This is a genomic window from Mesorhizobium sp. B2-4-3 (assembly GCF_006442815.1).
Taxonomy (GTDB): domain Bacteria; phylum Pseudomonadota; class Alphaproteobacteria; order Rhizobiales; family Rhizobiaceae; genus Mesorhizobium.
Genome location: NZ_VFVL01000012.1, coordinates 1 through 18,881, shown reverse-complemented (window position 1 = coordinate 18,881; position 18,881 = coordinate 1). Strand labels below are relative to the sequence as shown.

Below are 18,881 nucleotides of genomic sequence, written 5' to 3'. Positions count from 1 at the left end.
GCGCAATCGCGATCGTCATTCTAGGGCGGAGCAGGAGCGAAGCTCCGTCGCGAAGACCCTGGAATCCATGCCGTTACCTTCGCCAGGGAGTGCAACGGAGCAGAATTCTGCACCGCAGCAACGCTTCGAAGTCACGGAATGGATTCTATGGTCTGCGCCGCGTCGCTTCGCTCCTTGCTCCGCCATAGAATGACGACGTTTGGGGGGCGGCTTCAACCAATCCCCGGCGTTTGCTAGGTGGTTTCCGAGCACCCTACGCCGGCCGTAGCCTTCATAGGGCGGAGACACAAACGATGGCTTCGGTCCCCAAAGGCCGGAGCCGCAGGAACGAGCCATTCGCAGGCCGGCCTCACCTGAATATCAGCCGGCTATTTCGGTAGCGTGTAGGCCATCACATAGTCGCCCGGCTTGGTGCCGACCGAGCCGTGGCCGCCGGCGACGATGACGACGAACTGGCGGCCGTCGGCCACCGTATAGGTCATCGGCGTCGACTGGCCGCCCGCCGGCAGCCGCGCCTGCCAGAGCTGCCTGCCGGTGGTGAGGTCATAGGCGCGCAGATAATCGTCGACCGCGGCACCCAGGAAGGCGACCCCGCCCGCCGTGATCATCGGCCCGCCGATACCCGGCACGCCGACCTTCAGCGGCAAAGGCAGCGGCGTCATGTCGTAGACGGTGCCGTTGCGGTGCTTGTAGGCGATATTTCCCGTCTTGAGGTCGACGCCGGCGACATAGCCCCAGGGCGGCGCCTGGCAGGGAATGCCGAGCGGCGACAGGAACGGTCCCATCACCACCGCGTAAGGCGCGCCTTCGTTGCGATTCAGCCCCTGCTCGCTGCCCTTGGTGTCGCCCGGAGGCGGCACGTCCGCGCGCGGGATGAGCTTCGAGGTGAAGGCGAGATAGGTCGGCATGCCGAACATCACCTGCCGCACCGGATCGACCGCGACACCGCCCCAGTTGAAGACGCCGAAATTGCCGGGGTAGATCAGCGAGCCCTGCAGCGAGGGCGGCGTGTAGCGCCCCTCATAGTGCAGCTTCTTCAATTCGATCCGGCACGCCAGCTGGTCGAACATGGTGATGCCCCACATGTCCGCGCCGGTCAGCGGCTTGGGATTGAAGGACAGGTCCGAGGCCGGCTGCGTCGGCGAGGCATGATCGCCCTCGATCGCGCCGCCGGGCGCCGGCACGTCCTTCACCGGGATGATCGGCTCGCCGGTGCGCCGGTCGAGCACGTAGAGATCGCCCTGCTTGGTCGGCCCGACCAGCGCCGGGACGACGCCGCTCGCCGTGGTGATGTCGACCAGCGACGGCTGCGCCGGCACGTCCATGTCCCACAGATCGTGATGCACGGTCTGCCGCACCCAGCGCAATTGTCCGGTGTTGAGATCGAGCGCGGTGATCGAGGAGGAGAATTTCTCGACATTGGCGCTGCGGCCCATGCCGAGCTGGTCCGGCGTCTGGTTGCCGAGCGGCACGTAGAGCAGCTCGAGCTTCTCGTCGGCGCTCGCCGTCGACCACATGTTGGGCGAGTTGTGGGTGTAGGTCTGCCCGGCCGGCAGCGGCGTCGTCACATCCGGATTGCCGGAATCCCAGTTCCACAGCAGCGCGCCGGTATCGACGTCGAAGGCGCGGATGACGCCGGACGGCTCTTCGGTCGAGTAATTGTCGTTGACCGCGCCGCCGACGATGATCTTTCCGGCGACGATCAGCGGCGCCGACGTCGAATAGTAATAGCCCGACTTCGGATAGGGCATGTTGGCCATCAGGTTCAACGTGCCGCCCTCGGCGAAGGACGGACACACCTGCCCGTTCGCCGCGTCGAGCGCGATCAGCCTCGCGTCGGAGGTCGGCAGGTAGATGCGCGCGGCGCAAGGCTGGCCGGCGGCGATCTTGGCGTCGGCATAATAGGACACGCCGCGGCAGGTCTGGTGCTGGCGGTCGGGGTCGAGCTTGATCTTCGGGTCGTAGCGCCACTTCTCCTTGCCGCTCGCGGCATCGATGGCGATGGCGAAATTATGCGGCGTGCAGATGAACAGCGCGTCGCCTACTTTTAGCGGCGTCACCTGATAGGTCGTCTCGTCGATGTCGTCGGGGCCTTTCACGTCGCCGGTGCGATAGGTCCAGGCCGGCTGCAGCTTGGCGACATTGTCAGGCGTGATCTGGTCGAGCGGCGAATAGCGCTGGCCGAAGGGCGTGCGGCCGTAGAAGTGCCACTCGCCGGCCGGCATGTCGCCGCCGAGATTGGCCGCCGCCGCCACCTTCTCGGTGCCCAGCGTGCCGCCGACATCCTTGGGGTCGGCGGTCATCGAATAACCGGCGACCGCGAGCGATGCGAGCACGGCCAGGATCAGCGGCGCGCGTCCATCCGGCCCCCGCAAGCCTCGCCTTGCCCACGGCGTCAGCAGCCACAGGGCGATGAGCACGATGACGCCGCCGCGCGGGCCGAGCTGCCACCAGTCGAAGCCGATTTCCCAGACCGCCCAGCATAGCGTGGCCAGCACGAACAGCGCGTAGAGCCAGAGCGAGGTCGACCTGCGCCTGAACAGCAGCCAGGCGGTGATCAGGAAGACCAGGCCGGCGATCAGGTAGTACCAGTTGCCGCCCAGCACCGCGAGCCAGATGCCGCCGCCGCCGAGAATGAGACCGATGAGGAAAAGGACCAGAGAGGTGATGGTGACAGCCAAGACGGTGCTCCTTCGACTGTTGCGCCTTTGCGGCCGCTCTCAGGCGACGGCGAGCCGTCCCTGCCCTGCCGGCAGCTTTCCCTCACCCGCTCCGGCTGTCAAGTTGGGGCCAGACACGCAAAACTAGAACAAAACGTAGACAGTTCTGGTCTTTCGCTGCCGAATCACTACATTCGGGGGCGATGTCGGGCTTTTCCGAAGACATGCCTTTTTTCGATGAACCGAATGCGCGGCCGGCGGCGGCTCCATCCGGCATAGCCGCGCGCGCCATGGCCGCCCGCAGCGGCCAGAACGGCGCGCCCGATTATCTGAAGGGCCTCAACCCCGAGCAGCGGCTCGCGGTCGAAACAACGGAAGGCCCGGTTCTGGTGCTCGCCGGCGCCGGCACCGGCAAGACGCGTGTGCTCACCACCCGCATCGCCCATATCCTCAAAACCGGAAAGGCCTGGCCTTCAGAAATCCTGGCCGTGACTTTCACCAACAAGGCCGCGCGCGAGATGAAGCAGCGCATCGGCCTGTTGATCCACGAACAGGTTGAGGGCATGCCGTGGCTCGGCACCTTCCATTCGATCGGCGTGAAGCTGCTTCGCAGACACGCCGAGCTTGCCGGGCTGAAGTCGGATTTCACCATTCTCGACACCGACGACGTGGTGCGGCTGATCAAGCAGCTGATCCAGGCCGAAGGCCTGGACGACAAGCGCTGGCCGGCCAAGACCTTCGCCCAGATGCTCGACAACTGGAAGAACAAGGGCCTCGGACCCGACGAAATAGCGGAAGGCGATGCGCGCAGCTTCGGCAACGGCAAGGGCCGCCAGCTCTACAAGGCTTATCAGGAACGGCTGCGGACGCTGAATTCCTGCGACTTCGGCGACCTGCTCTATCACCCGATCCGCATCTTCCGCGCCTATCCGGACGTGCTGAAGGAATACCACCGCAAGTTCAAATACATACTGGTCGACGAGTACCAGGACACCAACACCGCGCAGTACATGTGGCTAAGGCTCCTGGCGCAGCGGCCCAATTCTGGGCGCAAAGGCGCTGACGTCGGCGGCAGGCCAATCTCCCCCCAAGTGGGGGAGATGTCCGGCAGGACAGAGGGGGGCGCGAAGGATCGCGACGCCTCCAATCTTTCAGGCGGAAAGGCCGGCGGGACAGCGCCCCCCTCTGTCGCCTCCGGCGACATCTCCCCCACTTGGGGGGAGATTGGAGCCAGCGCCGTAAACATCTGCTGCGTCGGCGACGACGACCAGTCGATTTATGGCTGGCGCGGCGCCGAGGTCGACAACATCCTGCGCTTCGACAAGGATTTTCCGGGCGCCACCATAGTCCGGCTGGAGCGCAACTACCGGTCCACCGCGCATATTCTGGGCGCGGCCTCGCATCTCATCGCCCACAATGAGGGCCGCTTCGGCAAGACGCTGTTCACCGACCGCGACGATCCCGAGGACGACAAGGTGCATGTCCACGCCGCCTGGGACTCTGAGGAAGAGGCCCGGGCCATCGGCGACGCGATCGAGACCTACCAGCGCCAGAAGCACAACCTCAACGACATGGCGATCCTGGTGCGCGCCTCCTTCCAGATGCGCGCCTTCGAAGACCGCTTCATCACGCTGGGCTTGAACTACCGCGTCATCGGCGGACCGCGCTTCTATGAGCGCTTGGAAATCCGCGATGCGTTGGCCTTCTTCCGCGTCGTCGCCAACGGTGGCGACGACCTCGCCTTCGAGCGCATCGTCAACGTGCCGAAGCGCGGACTGGGCGAAGCCACCATCCGCCAGATCCACGACACCGCCCGCGCCATGCGCGTCCCGATGCTGGAGGCCGCCGCAACGCTCGCCGAAAGCGACGAGCTGAAGCCGAAGCCGCGCGCGGCGCTGCGCGAGGTCGCAGCCAATTTCGAGCGCTGGCAGAAGGCGCTGGAAACCACCCCGCACACCGAGCTCGCCGAGACCATCCTGGAGGAGAGCGGCTACACCGACATGTGGAAGAACGACCGCTCGGCGGATTCGCCTGGGCGGCTGGAAAACCTCAAGGAGCTGATCCGCTCCATGGAGGAGTATGAATCGCTGCGTTCCTTCCTCGAGCATGTCGCGCTGGTGATGGAGGCCGAGCAAGGCGAGTCGCAAGATGCGGTCTCGATCATGACGCTGCATTCGGCCAAGGGCCTCGAATTCGAGACCGTCTTCCTGCCCGGCTGGGAGGAAGGCCTGTTCCCGCATCAGCGCGCGCTGGACGAAGGCGGACGCTCGGGCCTCGAGGAAGAGCGCCGGCTCGCCTATGTCGGCCTGACACGCGCCAAGAAGAACCTGCATATCTGGTTCGTTTCCAACCGCCAGATTCACGGTCTGTGGCAATCGACGATCCCGTCGCGCTTCGTCGATGAATTGCCCGAAACCCATATCGATATCGCCGATAGCGGCAACAGCTACGGCGGCTACGGCAATCCCTATGGCGGCGGCTCATTCGCTTCCGGCCGCGGCGGCGGCCGGAAGAATCCCTATGGCGCCTCGCGCTTCGACAATATCGGCGCCAAGGACCAGGGCAGCTTCTCCAACACCTATGCGACGCCCGGCTGGCAACGCGCGCAGGCGAACCGCACCGAGGCGACCGACCGCAACTGGGGCACCCGCTCAGGCCACCAGGTCGAGCGCATCGGCTATGGTGAGACAGACTCCGGCTACGGCGCCGGCCGCACCAGCGTGAAGGGCCGCACCATCGAGGGCGAGCTGGTCGCCAAATCCGTCGCCGACACGCCGTCCGCCTTCAATGTCGGCGACCGCGTCTTCCACCAGAAATTCGGCAACGGCAACATCGCGGCAATCGACGGCAACAAGCTCACCATCGACTTCGACAAGGCAGGGCAGAAGCGCGTGCTGGACGGGTTTGTGATGGGAGTTTGAAATTCAAGTGGGGAATGCAAATCGTTCCACGATGTTATTCGCCAAGAAACGAACAACGTCTTCCCTCTCAACATTAAAATCAAATGAACTTCTTTCAAAACCGCTTACGTCAAACCCCTTCAATTCCTCATTGGATGACAAAAAATATCGCCAATTGAGGGCATACCAATCTAGTTTATTGTCCCTCCTATCCGGCTCATCTGAAAACCCGTAACGACGCTTAACATCTTGATAACTCAGATTACCGTTTTTTGCCTTATAAAATAACACTGGCGCTGAAAGTTTCAAGTCGCAAAGTATATGTATCATCGCCGGATAGCGAATGGTATTTTTATTGGTGAAAGCCAGGCACAATCCAAATAGTGTACAAAGCCTCTCAATGCGACGAAGAGAATATTGTTCACGCTCCCACACAAGAGAAATAAATTGTGCGAACCCATTCTTTAGTTGGCCAGATTCATCGTCGTCAGGCATATCCTTGAGGGCGCTTAACGCAAACTTCTTCAGAAGCCGGTCGTTCTCTCTTTTTTCAAACTGCGGAAAGGAAACTCTAAAGTGAATGAATTTCTCCAGATACAAACTGGCGTTTATGTCAGATCCGTATACTTTTCTCACTGCGGCAGAAAGCTGATCGAGCTGGCAAACAAGCAAAAAATGAACGTTTTTTACCGAAAATAAGTGCTTTATAATCTCAATGACCGATAGCGCGTAGATCGGACTACATCTATCGAGTTCGTCGACTATAAATATAAGAGGCTTCTGGTTATCATCCGCCAGAGACAGATTCGATAGCTTTTGGCGAAAAGCTTCAAATGCCTTCTTCTCAGCCTTTGAATTTGATAGCCTGCTATCAATAATTTTATCGAGTTCGGATTCGATCTGCTTACTCACCTCCTCGGCTATCTCTTCATTTGCCTCCTCGAAGTCGGAGGCACGTATCGCACCAGCCGTTATTCCACGAATGGCCCCTTTTAACGCAACTCGGCCAACGATTTTAGCTACATCTTTTGCCCGCGCTTTAAGCTCTCTCTTTTCTTTGGGTCCTGTTCCTGTCTCTTCAATAATCTCTGCGGCGAGCGAAACGAAAATGTCCGGATCATAGTCGCGTTTGAACGCATCGAAATACACAACTTTGAATTTCTGCTCCCTAGCCCTACGAGCTAGTCGCCTCGCGAAGACCGTCTTTCCAGATCCCCATGGCTCATCAAGTGCGACAACTAATGCATCGTCGCTGACGTCAAACACCTTTAGGAGCCCATCGCCAAACAAGTCGCGGCCAAAAATATCTTCACTGGCTGCAACTGCTTGCTCGACATCTGGCGCAAGTATCTTCATCTGACGCTCCTTCAAAAACAGGAGCCGTTCTAGCATGCGGAATCGCCGCTCTAAACTTGGCCTGGCTCAATCCACTAATTCTTTTGCTGACACTGCTGCAAGACAGAGCCGGCGAGCGTGGCCCACTCACCTGTACCTTGCCTGGTTCCACTTGTGGCCAAGCAGCGACAGGATGATGATCAGCCCGTTGAAGAACTGCACGTAGAAGCCGCTCAGGCCCGCCGCCACCACGCCGGTCTGGATGAACGACACGGTGACCGCGCCGATCGCGCCGCCCACCACCGTGCCGATGCCGCCCCAGGTCGGCGTGCCGCCGACGAACACCGAGGCCAGCACCGGCAGCAGATAGCCGTCGCCCGCCGTCGGCCACCAGGTGAAATTGATCATCACCGAGAAGGTGCCGGCGATCGCGGCGCCAATGCCGACGAAGACGAACACCTTCACCCGAACCCATTTGACGTCGATGCCCATCTGCCTGGCGCTGTCGGGATTGTCGCCGACCACTTTCACCTGCGCGCCGAAGCGATGCCGGTTGTAGAGCAGCGCCGAGAACACGACGAAGGCGATCGCCCAGAATATCTGCACCGGGATGCCCCAGACCTGGCTGGAGAAGATCTTGTAGGCCGAGCTGTCGGCAAGGCCGGTCAGCGCCGTCGACTTGCCTTCGTTGATGATCTGGATCAGCCCGCGCAGCAGGAAGTTCATGCCGAGCGTGGCGATCAGCGACGACAGGCCGCCATAGACGACCAGCGAGCCGACCAGGAAGCCGAGCAGCGTGCCGGTGACGAGCGCCGCCGCGATGCCGATAAACGGATCGTAGCCGGCCTGCACGACCAGCGCGAAGACCCAGGAGGCAAAGCCCATCGTCGCCGGGAACGAGAGGTCGATCTCGCCGCAGGTGACGACGAAGACCAGCGGCACGACCACGAACAGCGCCACGGGAAGCGTCGTCAGCACCGAGCTGTAGAGATACCAGGTGGTGAAGACAGTCGGGTTGGCGATCATGAACACCGCCATCATGACGATGAACACGGCGAGCGTGCCGAGCGAGGCGCGATTGTCGAGGACGAAGCTGCGCAGCCAGTGATTGGACGGATGGCTCCATTGCTTGGCTGGCTCCTTGGCTACCTGGCCGGTTGCCCTTCCCAGAGGCGTTTGCAGATCGGGTTCCATCGCCTTGCTCATTACGCTCCCTGCTCCGCGTCCTCGTGCAAACCGGGCAATCCGCCGGGATGTGCTACGTCTTCCATGAAGTTGATGAGGTCTTCTGCCGACTTGACCTCGTTGCGGTCAGCGCTGAGCGCCACCTTGCCGCGGTCGAGCACGACGAAACGGTCGGCGATGTCGAAGACATGGTGGATGTTGTGCCCGATGAACAGGATCGAACGGCCGCTCGCCCGCACCTGGCGCACGAAGTGGAAGACCTTGGCGGTCTCGGTCAGCGACAGCGCCGTGGTCGGCTCGTCGAGGATGATCAGTTCCGCCTGCTTGTATATGGCGCGAGCGATCGCCACGCCCTGGCGCTCGCCGCCGGAGAGCTGGCCGACGATCGAGTGCGGCGTGAACACTTTCGAGGTGAAGCCGATCTCGCGCATCAGCCGGCTCGCCTCCTCGATCTCCTTGTCGACCTTCAGCCAGCCCATGAAGCTGGTCAGCTCGCGGCCCATGAAGATGTTGCGCACGATGGTCTGCTGCACGGCCAGCGCCCGGTCCTGGAACACCGTCTCGATGCCCGCGTCGCGCGAGCGCGCCGCGCTCCATCCGCTGACCGGCCTGTCGCGCACCAGGATCTCGCCGCTGGTCGGCTTGACCACGCCGGACAGGATCTTGATCAGGGTCGACTTGCCGGCGCCGTTGTCGCCGATCAGGCCGACCACCTCGCCGCGGTCGACGCTGAGGTTGACCCCGCCCAGCGCGTAGACCTGGCCATAGGATTTCTTGATGTCGCGCAGTTCGATGATGCGTTCGCCCATGCGATCCTCGCTTGAATGTTCGTCTGCCGGGCGTCTTGCCGGCGGTCCTGCCGGCCGGGTTGGGTCCGGCCGGCAGCCTGGGAGGTCAGCGCAACGCCTGCTTGGCGAGCTCTGAGACGATCTCGTAGTTCTGCGGCGTGACGAAACCGGCGCCGGTGTCGACATTCATCGGCGCAAGGCCGAGCACCACCTGCTGGCAGAGACTCAGGATCGGCAGATAGCCCTGCAGGAACGGCTGCTGGTCGGCCGTCAGTTGCACCCAGCCGCCCTTGAAGCCTTCGACGATCTGCGGGCTGGTGTCGAAGCCGAAGTTGAAGATGTCGCCGGGCTTGCGCCCCGCCGCCTGCATATAGGTCGCGACATTGCCGAGCATCTGCCCGCCCGGATAGCCGACCGCCTTGACGTCGGGATGGGTGAGAAGTGCCGCCGTGATCACCGGAATGGCGAGGTTCGGATCGGACGCCCATTCGCCGCTCGGCGGCGAGGACAGCTGGATCACTTCGACGCCCTGCTCCTTCAGCGCCGCCACCGTGCCGCGCTCGCGCGCGCCGCGGTTCTCATTCTCGAACGGACCGATCATGATCGCCTTGTCCCCGGCCTTGAGCTTGCCGAGCTTGAACGCCTCGGCGCCGAGCGCGCGGCCCTGCTGCTCCTGCTGCGCGCCGACATAGCCGCCGCCGAACGCCTCCATCACCTTCGGCACGGGCACGTTCTGGTACATCATCTTGATGCCGTCCTCATGCGCCTGCTCGGCCAATGGCATGATCGCCGCATCGCCCGGATGGCCCATCATGGCGATGCCCTGCGGCTTGACAGCGACAGCTTCGCGCAATTGCTGCACCATCTTCTCGGAATCCCACTGCGAGAAGATGTAGTCGACCTTCGGCCCGAGATCGGCCGCCGCCTGCTTGGCGCCATTGTAGACGATGGTGCCGAAGGCGTCGCCCTCGGCGCCGCCGACGAAGAAGCGGATGTGCACGTCCTTGCACCATTGCGCGTCGAGCGCGTGCGCCGGCAAGGCAGAGATCGAGGCGCAGAGCGCCGTGGCAGCCGCCACGACGGTCGAGCGCAGAACAGTCCTTCTGGTCGTCATGCTCATGCAGGTTCCTCCCTTTTGATCCCTCGCATCGGAGGGTTTTCGACAATCGTTCGGCTCGGCGCGCCGCAGTGCTGGCCGGCTCCTCCCGCCGGCCAATCCTCAATTTGGCCTCAAGCCGGATTGGGCAGGTAGCTGGTTCCTCCCCGGCATTGCTTCAGATAGTCGAGAGCGCGCGCCTGTCCGGTGATCTCGAGGTCGCCGCGATAGACCGGATCGTGCCAGCCCTCGATGTCGATGGCGCCGCGATAGCCGGCCAGCCGCAACTCGCTGATCACCCGCGTCCAGTCGCTGTCGCCGAAGCCGGGCGTGCGCATCTGCACGAAAGGCAGGCGGCCGAACACGCCGTGCTCGCGGATGACGTCCCAGCGCACGGTCGCGTCCTTGCCGTGGACGTGGAAGATGCGCGACGCCCATTTGCGGATCTGCGGGATCGGGTCGATCAGGTAGACGAGCTGGTGGCATGGCTCCCATTCGAGGCCGAGATTGTCGTTGGGCAACTCGTTGAACATCAGCTCCCAGGCATCCGGGTTGTGGGCGATGTTCCAGTCGCCGCTCGCCCAGTTGCCGTCCATCGCGCAATTCTCGAAAGCGATGCGCACACCCTTGTCGGCGGCGCGTTTCGCCAGCGGTCCCCACACCTCGCGAAAACGCGAGAGGCTGTCGGTCAGCTTCTTGCCGCGGATACGGCCAGTGAAGCCGCTGACCGTGGAAGCGCCGAACAGATGCGCATTGTCGATCACCGTCTCCCAGGCCGCCAGCACACCGCGATCGACCTCTCCATTCTCGAGCGGGTTGCCGAACACCCCGATCGAGGACACGGTCACATCGGCATCGCCGATCGCCTCGCGGATTTCGCCCGCCAGGCGCTTCAGGTCCTTGCCGCCCAGCGTTTGCCAGAAGAAGGGCTGGATGCTCTCGAAGCCGAGCGACAGGATCTGCCTGACATAGGCGGCTGGGTCGTCGAGATTGGCCCGCACCATGGTGCCGATCCTGATATCGAGAAGCGGGTTTGCCATCATTATGCTTCCTTGGCGATTGTCACGCGCCGCCCGCTCTCCGCGCTCTCGATGGCGCCAAAGACCATGGCCAGGCTTTTGATGTTGTCGGCGCCGCGCGTCTCCGGCTCGGCGCCAGTCTCGATCGCGTGCATGAAATCCCGGATGATGCCGAGATGGCCGTCGACGCGGTCGGCGGGATCGAGCGGCGGCACTTCGATAGGCTGGGTCTTGTCGATGATCCCGTCGCGGCCGGACGCAACCACCTCCGCCTTCAGCCCGTCATGACCGTCCCACAAGAGGCTGCCGCGTTCGGCGACGATGCGCCAGCTGCCTTCCCAGCTGGTGCGAAAACCGTCCGCGCACCAGGAGCCGGCATAGGTGAACACCTTGCCGCCGCCGAGATCGAAGACGGCGCTCGCCGACGACCCCTGCCGATACCAGGAATTCACGGGTTCCCATTCCTGGCAATAGACACTGGCCGGCTCGCCGGCGACCATGTAACGCGCGGCGTCGAACGTGTGGATCGCCATGTCGAGCAAGAGCACATGGGCCATCTCCTCGCGAAAACCGCCGAAATGCGGCGCGACGAAGAAGTCCGCATGGATACTGGTCGGCTTGCCGATGGCGCCGGAGTCCAGGAAGCGCCTGATGCGCCTGACATTGGCGACATAGCGGCGGTTCTGGACGACTGCGTGGATGCGTCCCGCGCGGCGCGCCGCTTCAACGATGGCGCGCGCATTCTCCGGGCTGTCGGCAAGCGGCTTCTCGGTGAGCAGATGGCAATTGTGGGCGAAGGCCGAAAGCGCGACCTCGCGGCGGGCGGCCGGAACCACGACGTCGAACACGGCGTCGGGCTTGGTCTGGTCGAGGACCGCGTCGAGGCTGGTGCCGATGATGGCGTTGGACAGCGCGTATTCGCGCGCCCTCGCCTGGGCCCGCTCGGCATCGAGGTCGACGAGGCCGACAATGGCGAGCCCGTCGATCTGCTTCACGGCAGTGAGCCAGTGCTTGCTCATCGCTCCGCACCCGGCCAGGACGACCTTCATCATCCAGCGCTCCTCCTCCGCCGGTCCCTCCAGACCGGGTGTCACGGCATCCACGGCGTCGACCGTAAACGTTTTTCCGTAAACGTTTACGAGAACACACCCGATGGCGTAGAATGTCAATCGGCTGCTTATCGAAAATTGTCTCGAAGCCTTGGCCTGAACGGCAGCCGGTGCTAGCCAAGGCAGGGGGAGAACCGTCCTTGGCGTCCAGCATCCACGATCTCGCGCGTCACCTGAACATTTCGATCGGCACCGTGTCGCGCGCGCTGAACGGCCGCGCCGACGTCAATGCCGACACACGCCAGCGTGTGCTCGAAGCAGCCAGGAAGCTGAACTATTCGCCCAATCAGTCAGGCCGCAGCCTGCGCCAGGGCGCCACCCGCTCGATCGCCTTCATGCTGCAGCCGCATCCCGGCGACCAGCAATATGGCGAGCCGTTCTTCATCCCGTTCCTGACGGGCCTGCAGGCGCGGCTCGCCGAGCATGACCTGGATCTGATGGTCGTCATGGGTGAGCCGGGCCAATATCAGCAGGAGCGGTTGCGCCGCGTGGTCGAGACGCGCCGGGCCGACGCGGTCGTGTTGGCCAATACGCGAAGGGAAGACGATCGGATCGACTATCTCAGCAAGGCCGGCTTTCCCTTCGCCACGCTTGGCCGAAGTCAGTCCGGCGGCGACACGTATCCTTCACTCGATATCGATTTCGAGAGGGCGGGTGATGAAGCAGTCGACCGGCTGGTCGCGCGCGGCCACCGCCGCATTGCCGCCATCCGCCCTTCGCTTGATCTCAACTTCGGCTACCTGTTCCTCGACGGCTACCGCAAGGCGCTGAAACGGCACGGTATCGAGGTCGACCCCGACCTGATCGCCGATGGCTTCATCAACGAGACCGGCGGCTACCAGGTGACGCCGCAAGTAATGCGCTCCAAAAACCCGCCGACGGCGATCGTCTTCAACAATGACGCGATGGCGCTCGGCGGCTGCAAGGCGCTGGCCGAGATGGGTATCAAGCCGGGCCATGACATGGCCGTGATCGTCATCGTCGACACGCCGCTCTGCCGCTATTTCTCGCCGGCGCTGACCGCCTTCCGTCCATCTTTGGAGCCGATGGGGCGGCGGCTGGCCGAAATGCTGCTCGCCTCGCTTCCAACCTTCGCCGGTCCCGAGGGCACACGGATCATCCGCGAGGTCTGGCCGCTGGAGCTGATCGCACGGGAGAGCGATTGAGCGCCTTTCCCTTCTCCCCTTGTGGGAGAAGGAAGAAACCTCTTCCTGTCACGCAACCATCACGTTCACGTCCTAGACCGCTCGACGGGAACCGGCTCGCCGCATCTCCGATGCGCGTTCCTTCCAGGCCGCTCTGCTCGTCACGAAGGGGATATCGATGAAACATCTTAACCGAACCGTCGCGCTCGGCGCGGCACTTGCCCTGTTCACCTCCCTGACCCCGGCGCTCGCCGACGGCGTCGCCTATGTCAACAAGGGCCTCGTCGGCATCGGCCGCATCCCGGCCAGCCAGAAGGACAAGTTCGGCGAGACCTTCGGTTCAGGTTCCGGCATGGCGATCGACACCAAGTCCTGGGCGCGCGACGGCGCCGGCTACAAGGGCTCGCTCTGGCTGCTGCCGGACCGCGGCTACAATGTCGTCGGCACCACCGATTATCGCCCGCGCCTCAACACCATCTCGATCGAGCTGGCCCCGACCGCTCCCGGCGCGGCGCCCGCCGCCGGACAGGAACAGTCGGGCGTGAAAGCGACGCTCGCCGACACGATGCTTCTGACCGACGACAAGGGCGCCGACGCCACCGGCCTCGATCCGTTGAACGGCGTGCGCGAAGCCGCAGGCGACATGCCGATCCTGCCGCAGGCCGACAACGGCAAGCTGGCGTTGGATAACGAAGCGATCGTGCGCCTGCCGGACGGCACGATGTTCATCTCCGACGAATATGGTCCCAACATCTACCGTTTCTCGGCCGAAGGCCGCCTGATGTCGGCGACGCAACCGCCGGCGGCGCTGGTGCCGATGCGCCACGGCAAGCCGAACTTCGCGTCCGACAATCCGGGCCCGGGCGCGGCCGAGCCCGATCCGAAGGATCCCGAGACCGGCCGCCAGAACAACCAGGGCCTCGAAGGCATGTCGATGACGCCGGACGGCAAGTTCCTGATCGCCGTGCTGCAGTCGGCGCCCCGCCAGGACGGCGGCGATTCCGGCTCGACCCGCCAGAACACCCGCGCGCTGGTTTACGACGCTTCCGATCTCGCCCACCTCAAGCTGGCGCACGAATATGTCGTGCCGCTGCCGGTGTTCAAGGACGCCAAGGGCAAGACCAAGGTGGCCGCGCAGAGCGAGATCGTGGCGCTCTCCGACAAGAGCTTCCTGATGCTGGCGCGCGACTCAGGCAACGGCCAGGGCGTCAAGGGCGACGAGTCGCTCTACCGCAAGATCGAGATCGTCGACCTCTCCGCCGCCACCGATATTGCCAACGGCCCGTTCGACGCCGCCGACAAGCCGGTCGCGCCGAAGGGCATCCTCGACCCGTCGGTGACGCCGGCCAAGCTCACCTCTTTCATCGACATCAACGACAAGGGCGAGCTCGGCCGTTTCGGCCTGCACAATGGCGCTCCAAACGACAAGGACAACCTGTCGGAGAAGTGGGAGGCGATGTCGCTGGTCTCCGTGCTCGATCCGAAGCTGCCCGACGACTATTTCCTGTTCGTCGCCAACGACAACGACTTCCTCACCCAGGACGGCTTCCAGGTCGGCGCTTCGTACAAGGCCGAGGATGGAGCCGACGTCGACACCACCTTCCTGGTCTATCAGGTGACGCTCCCCGGCCTGTCTGGGAACACTGTCGCCGGCCAGTAACCGGTGACGGGCAGTTGCCCGTCATTCGGCTCGAGATGGGCGAATGCCCGTCATCCCACTGATCCTGAAAAGGATGCACGACCATCAGGCCTGCGATAGCATCGCGGGCCTGATTCATTTTCGGTGCTGCCATGGATGACAAGAAGCCCACCCGCCGGCGGACCGGCGACCTGACCAGCGGCCCCATTCCGCGCACGCTGCTTCTGTTCGCCCTGCCGGTGCTGGGCTCCAACGTGCTGCAGTCGCTGAACGGCTCGATCAATGCCGTCTGGGTGGGGCGCTTCCTTGGCGAAGCGGCGCTGACGGCGACCTCCAACGCCAATCTGGTGTTGTTCCTCATCCTCGGCACCGTCTTCGGCATCGGCATGGCGGCGACCATTCTGGTCGCGCAGTCCGTCGGCGCCCGCGACTTGCCCGAGGCGAAGCGCATCGTCGGCACCAGCGCCACCTTCTTCTTCCTGGTTTCCGTGGTATTCGCCGTCTGCGGCTGGGTCTGGGTCGACGCCATCCTGACCGGGCTCGGCACGCCGGCCGATGCCTTGCCTTTGGCGCGCGCCTATTTGCGCATCATCTTCGTCGCCGTGCCGATGATGAACCTTTTATCCTTCGTCATGACCGTGCTGCGCGGCGCCGGCGACTCGCGAACCCCGTTTGTCTTCATGGCGCTGGCGGTCGTCCTCGACGTCGTGCTCAATCCGTTGCTGATCCGCGGTATCGGCCCCTTTCCCGAGCTCGGCATCGCCGGCTCGGCAACGTCGACGCTCATAGGCCAGACGATCAGCGTCATCGCCATCCTGATCGTGCTTTATGCGCGAAAACACCCGCTGCGGCTGGCGGGCGCTGATCTCGCCCTGCTCAGGCCCAACCCGGCCCTGCTGCGCATCGTCGTCTTCAAGGGCATTCCGATGGGGCTGCAGATGATCGTCATCTCGGCGGCGGCATTGACCGTGATGGGCATCGTCAATTCCTATGGCTCGCAGGTCGCCGCCGCTTACGGCATCGCAGCCCAGCTCTGGACCTATATCCAGATGCCGGCTCTGGCGATCGGCGCCGCCGTCTCCTCGATGGCGGCGCAGAATGTCGGCGCCGGCCGCTGGGACCGCATCGGCAAGGTCGCGGCCTCAGGCGTCGGCTTCAACCTGGTGCTGACCGGCGCGCTGGTGGCGCTGCTTTTCGTCTTCGATCGCGCGGTGCTCAGTCTTTTCCTTAGCAACGACAGCGCCGCGATCGACATTGCCGCCCACATCAACAAGGTGGCGTCCTGGTCGTTCATCCTGTTTGGCGTCACGATCGTGCTGTTCGCCACGGTGCGTGCCACCGGCGCCGTCATGCCGCCGTTGATCATCCTGATCATCTCGGTGTTGATCATTCGCACCGGCTTTGCCTATTCCATGCGCAGCGTCATCGGCCAGGAGGCGCTGTGGTGGAGCTTTCCGGCGGGCTCGATCGCCTCGCTGGTGCTCGCCGCCGCCTATTACCGGTTCGGCCGCTGGCGCACGATGCATATGATCGAGGACCGGCCGGCGGCCGGCGAGCCGCCCGATACCGGCCTCGGCATGCCCCGCCAGCGCGCGCAGCTCCTGCCGGAGACGCCGAACGGCTAAATCCGTGACGACGAGAAAGGGTGAAATACTCTACCGCGCGTATTTGGCGCCGAAGCCAAGCGCCACCAGCGAGAAGACGACGATCATGCCGGCAAAGGCCATGCTTGCGATGGTTGCGTCCGCCAGGCTCGACAGGATGCCGATGCCGATCACCGGCAGCGCGTTGCCGCAGAAGCAGCAGATGAAGAAGGCCGACACCACCTCGGCGCGGCGGTCGGCGGGCGCGATCTGATTCACCACTTGCAGGCCGCCGCGATAGCCGAGCGCCGCCGCCACGCCGCACACCGCCGTCGCTGCGATCATCAGGACCATCGAGGCATAGACCTGCGCCGCCACGATCAACGCCACGGTCGGGATCATCAGCACCAGCGCGGCGAGCATGGTGGAACGGCTGGAGAGCCATGTGGTGGCGACGATGGCGATGGCCGCCACGATCGACAGCTCGAAGAAAAGCCCGCCGGCCTCGGCATGATTGGTCACATGCAGCTGCTGCGCCAGGATGCTCGGCGCCAGCGCCGCGTAGAAGCCTACCAGCGCCATCGCGCCGAAACCGGTCACCGCCGGCGCCACGAACTGCGCGCGGATATCGTCGGGCACCGATAGCCGCGGCCGCAGCGAGACGTCGGAGAACCGTCCGGGCCTGGAGACGGTTTCGCGCGTGCGCCAGATCAGCAGGGTGACCAGCGCAAGCAGGACGAGATAGACGGCGAATGTCAGCCTGAGCGGCCAGGGCGCATATTGGGCGAGCAACCCCGACATGAGCGCGCCGGCCCCTAGACCGACAAAGTTGGTGCTGGTGGCGATGACGGCGGCGCGCGACTTGTCCTTGCCTTCGATCAGCTCGGCCAGCCAGGCGGTGCCCGCCCCCGCGCCGACGCCGATGCCGAGCCCGCTGAGAATGCGGGCGACGTCAAGCCAAGCGAGGTCTTCGGCGAAGAGGAAGGACAACGCGCTGACCACGGCAACGCCCATCGCGGCGAGCGCGGCGGGGCGGCGGCCGACGACATCCGACAGGCGGCCGAGAAACAGCAGTGCCGCCAGATTGCCGACGACATAGACGGCATAGACCAGCGTCAGCGTGACCTGCGAGAAGCCGAATTCCTGCTTGTAGATCACGTAGAGTGGGGTCAGCGCGGTGCTGCCGGCAAAGAGCGCGGCGATCATGGCGGCGACGGCGGCCTTTGCGGCGCCGCCGCCAAGCTCATTGTCACGCGTCATGGTTTGAGCGTAGCTGGTCATCGCGACCTCCGGGGGTTGCAAGCCCAACGCCTATATAATGGCGCTGTTCCAGCCACCGAACGCCCTCCTGACAATCCTGACAGGATGGTCTTGTGCGAAATCCTCGCGTAGCTTTTGTCGACCGACAAGGGAGGAACCATGGGCAAGGGACGGGTCGAGGCATTCACCGATGGCGTTGTCGCCATCATCATCACCATCATGGTGCTCGAGCTGAAAGTGCCGCATGGCGAGGATTTCTCAGCACTTGTGCCGCTGTGGCCGATCTTCTTCTGCTATGTGCTCTCCTTCATCAATGTCGGCATCTACTGGAACAACCTGCACAACATGTTCCACACCGTGCAGCGCGTTGACGGACGCGTGCTATGGGCCAATCTGAACCTTCTGTTCTGGCTGTCGCTGATGCCGGTGACCACCGCGTTCATGGGAGAGAACCATTTCGCGCCTGCGCCGGTCGCCGTCTATGGCATCGACCTCGCGCTTTGCGCCGTCGCCTACACCATCCTGGTCCTCAAGCTGCGCCATCTTCACGGCGCCGACACGACCTTCGCCAAGGCTGTCGGCCGTGACAACAAAGGCAAGATCTCGCTGGCGCTCTACATCGCCGCCGTCCTGCTCAGCTTCCTCAACCAGTGGATCAGCGTGGCGATCTATGTGCTTGTAGCGACCATCTGGTTTGTGCCGGACAAGCGCTTCGAACGGCTGGTCGAGAAATAACGCTTACTTCCGCATGGTTTTCAGCTTTTCCGCCACAGAGGCGGCAAGATCGGCATAGCGTTCCTCCAGCCGCTCGGCCGCCTTGATGATCGGAAAGTCATGGCCGAACTTCTCCAGCGCCAGCCGCAGCTTCTCGGCGAAATCCGCCTGCTTCTCCAGCGCCGCGAACAGCGTCTTCACCTGCGTCTCGCTGATGTCGGGATTGGTGAGCATCTTCGGCACCTCGCGGCTCATCTGGTCGCCGTTGACGCTTTGCTCCTTCAGGATTCCGATCCAGTCGGTCAAATGCCGAACTCCTTTTTGGGACACCATGCGCGGCGAGCGCTGCAATGGTCAACCCGTTGCGGCAATTGCCGTCAACCCGTTGCGGCCCTTTGCCGTCAACCCGTTGCGGCCCTTTGCCGTCAACCCGTTGCGGCCCTTTGCC

Annotated in this window: 14 protein-coding genes; 5 read left to right on the top strand and 9 right to left on the bottom strand. The window is 63.5% G+C overall.

The window, feature by feature from the left end; translation table 11 throughout:
- Window positions 1-368: 368 nt before the first annotated feature.
- Window positions 369-2,681: a glucose/quinate/shikimate family membrane-bound PQQ-dependent dehydrogenase gene (locus FJ956_RS13930; protein WP_140674612.1), complete on the bottom strand. Its 2,313-nt coding sequence runs from the start codon at window positions 2,679-2,681 to the stop codon at window positions 369-371.
- 182 nt (window positions 2,682-2,863) lie between these two features.
- On the opposite strand from FJ956_RS13930, the gene FJ956_RS13925 reads away from it, so the two are divergent.
- Window positions 2,864-5,581: a UvrD-helicase domain-containing protein gene (locus FJ956_RS13925; RefSeq protein ID WP_140674613.1), complete on the top strand. Its 2,718-nt coding sequence runs from the start codon at window positions 2,864-2,866 to the stop codon at window positions 5,579-5,581.
- Between the two features lie 3 nt (window positions 5,582-5,584).
- On the opposite strand, the gene FJ956_RS13920 is transcribed toward FJ956_RS13925, so the two are convergent.
- From FJ956_RS13920 to FJ956_RS13895, 6 genes are all read right to left on the bottom strand, one after another.
- Window positions 5,585-6,916 (bottom strand): P-loop NTPase fold protein, encoded by a 1,332-nt coding sequence (locus tag FJ956_RS13920; protein ID WP_181170130.1) that lies wholly within the window; start codon window positions 6,914-6,916, stop codon window positions 5,585-5,587.
- A gap of 126 nt (window positions 6,917-7,042) precedes the next feature.
- The gene (locus tag FJ956_RS13915) at window positions 7,043-8,101 is read right to left on the bottom strand and encodes an ABC transporter permease (protein WP_140674619.1); all 1,059 of its coding nucleotides are present in this window, start codon (window positions 8,099-8,101) and stop codon (window positions 7,043-7,045) included.
- Window positions 8,101-8,889, bottom strand: coding sequence for an ATP-binding cassette domain-containing protein (locus FJ956_RS13910; protein ID WP_140781972.1), 789 nt, complete (start codon window positions 8,887-8,889; stop codon window positions 8,101-8,103). Before FJ956_RS13910 ends, FJ956_RS13915 begins: the two co-directional genes overlap by 1 nt.
- 85 nt (window positions 8,890-8,974) lie before the next feature.
- Complete coding sequence (locus FJ956_RS13905) at window positions 8,975-9,988, bottom strand: substrate-binding domain-containing protein (protein WP_140674624.1); 1,014 nt, start codon at window positions 9,986-9,988, stop codon at window positions 8,975-8,977.
- A 110-nt stretch (window positions 9,989-10,098) separates the two neighbouring features.
- Window positions 10,099-11,007: a sugar phosphate isomerase/epimerase gene (locus FJ956_RS13900; protein WP_140674627.1), complete on the bottom strand. Its 909-nt coding sequence runs from the start codon at window positions 11,005-11,007 to the stop codon at window positions 10,099-10,101.
- Window positions 11,007-12,035: a Gfo/Idh/MocA family oxidoreductase gene (locus FJ956_RS13895; protein WP_140674629.1), complete on the bottom strand. Its 1,029-nt coding sequence runs from the start codon at window positions 12,033-12,035 to the stop codon at window positions 11,007-11,009. The genes FJ956_RS13900 and FJ956_RS13895 overlap by 1 nt, the downstream gene beginning before the upstream one ends.
- Window positions 12,036-12,232: 197 nt before the next feature.
- Between FJ956_RS13895 and FJ956_RS13890 the strand changes: the two genes are divergently transcribed.
- From FJ956_RS13890 to FJ956_RS13880, 3 genes are all read left to right on the top strand, one after another.
- On the top strand, window positions 12,233-13,258 hold the full coding sequence (locus tag FJ956_RS13890) for a LacI family DNA-binding transcriptional regulator (protein WP_140674632.1): 1,026 nt from the start codon (window positions 12,233-12,235) through the stop codon (window positions 13,256-13,258).
- A gap of 157 nt (window positions 13,259-13,415) precedes the next feature.
- Window positions 13,416-14,897, top strand: a complete 1,482-nt coding sequence (locus tag FJ956_RS13885; protein ID WP_140674635.1) for an esterase-like activity of phytase family protein — start codon at window positions 13,416-13,418, stop codon at window positions 14,895-14,897.
- A gap of 131 nt (window positions 14,898-15,028) precedes the next feature.
- On the top strand, window positions 15,029-16,501 hold the full coding sequence (locus FJ956_RS13880) for an MATE family efflux transporter (RefSeq protein WP_140674638.1): 1,473 nt from the start codon (window positions 15,029-15,031) through the stop codon (window positions 16,499-16,501).
- A gap of 30 nt (window positions 16,502-16,531) precedes the next feature.
- On the opposite strand, the gene FJ956_RS13875 is transcribed toward FJ956_RS13880, so the two are convergent.
- Window positions 16,532-17,740, bottom strand: coding sequence for an MFS transporter (locus FJ956_RS13875; protein WP_140674641.1), 1,209 nt, complete (start codon window positions 17,738-17,740; stop codon window positions 16,532-16,534).
- 138 nt (window positions 17,741-17,878) lie between these two features.
- Between FJ956_RS13875 and FJ956_RS13870 the strand changes: the two genes are divergently transcribed.
- Entirely contained in the window at window positions 17,879-18,454 is a 576-nt protein-coding gene (locus FJ956_RS13870; RefSeq protein WP_140674644.1) for a TMEM175 family protein, read from the top strand.
- 3 nt (window positions 18,455-18,457) lie between these two features.
- Here FJ956_RS13870 and FJ956_RS13865 read toward each other — a convergent pair whose 3' ends face one another.
- A complete protein-coding gene (locus tag FJ956_RS13865) occupies window positions 18,458-18,739 on the bottom strand; it encodes a hypothetical protein (RefSeq protein WP_140674647.1) in 282 nt (93 codons plus the stop codon).
- Window positions 18,740-18,881: the final 142 nt, after the last annotated feature.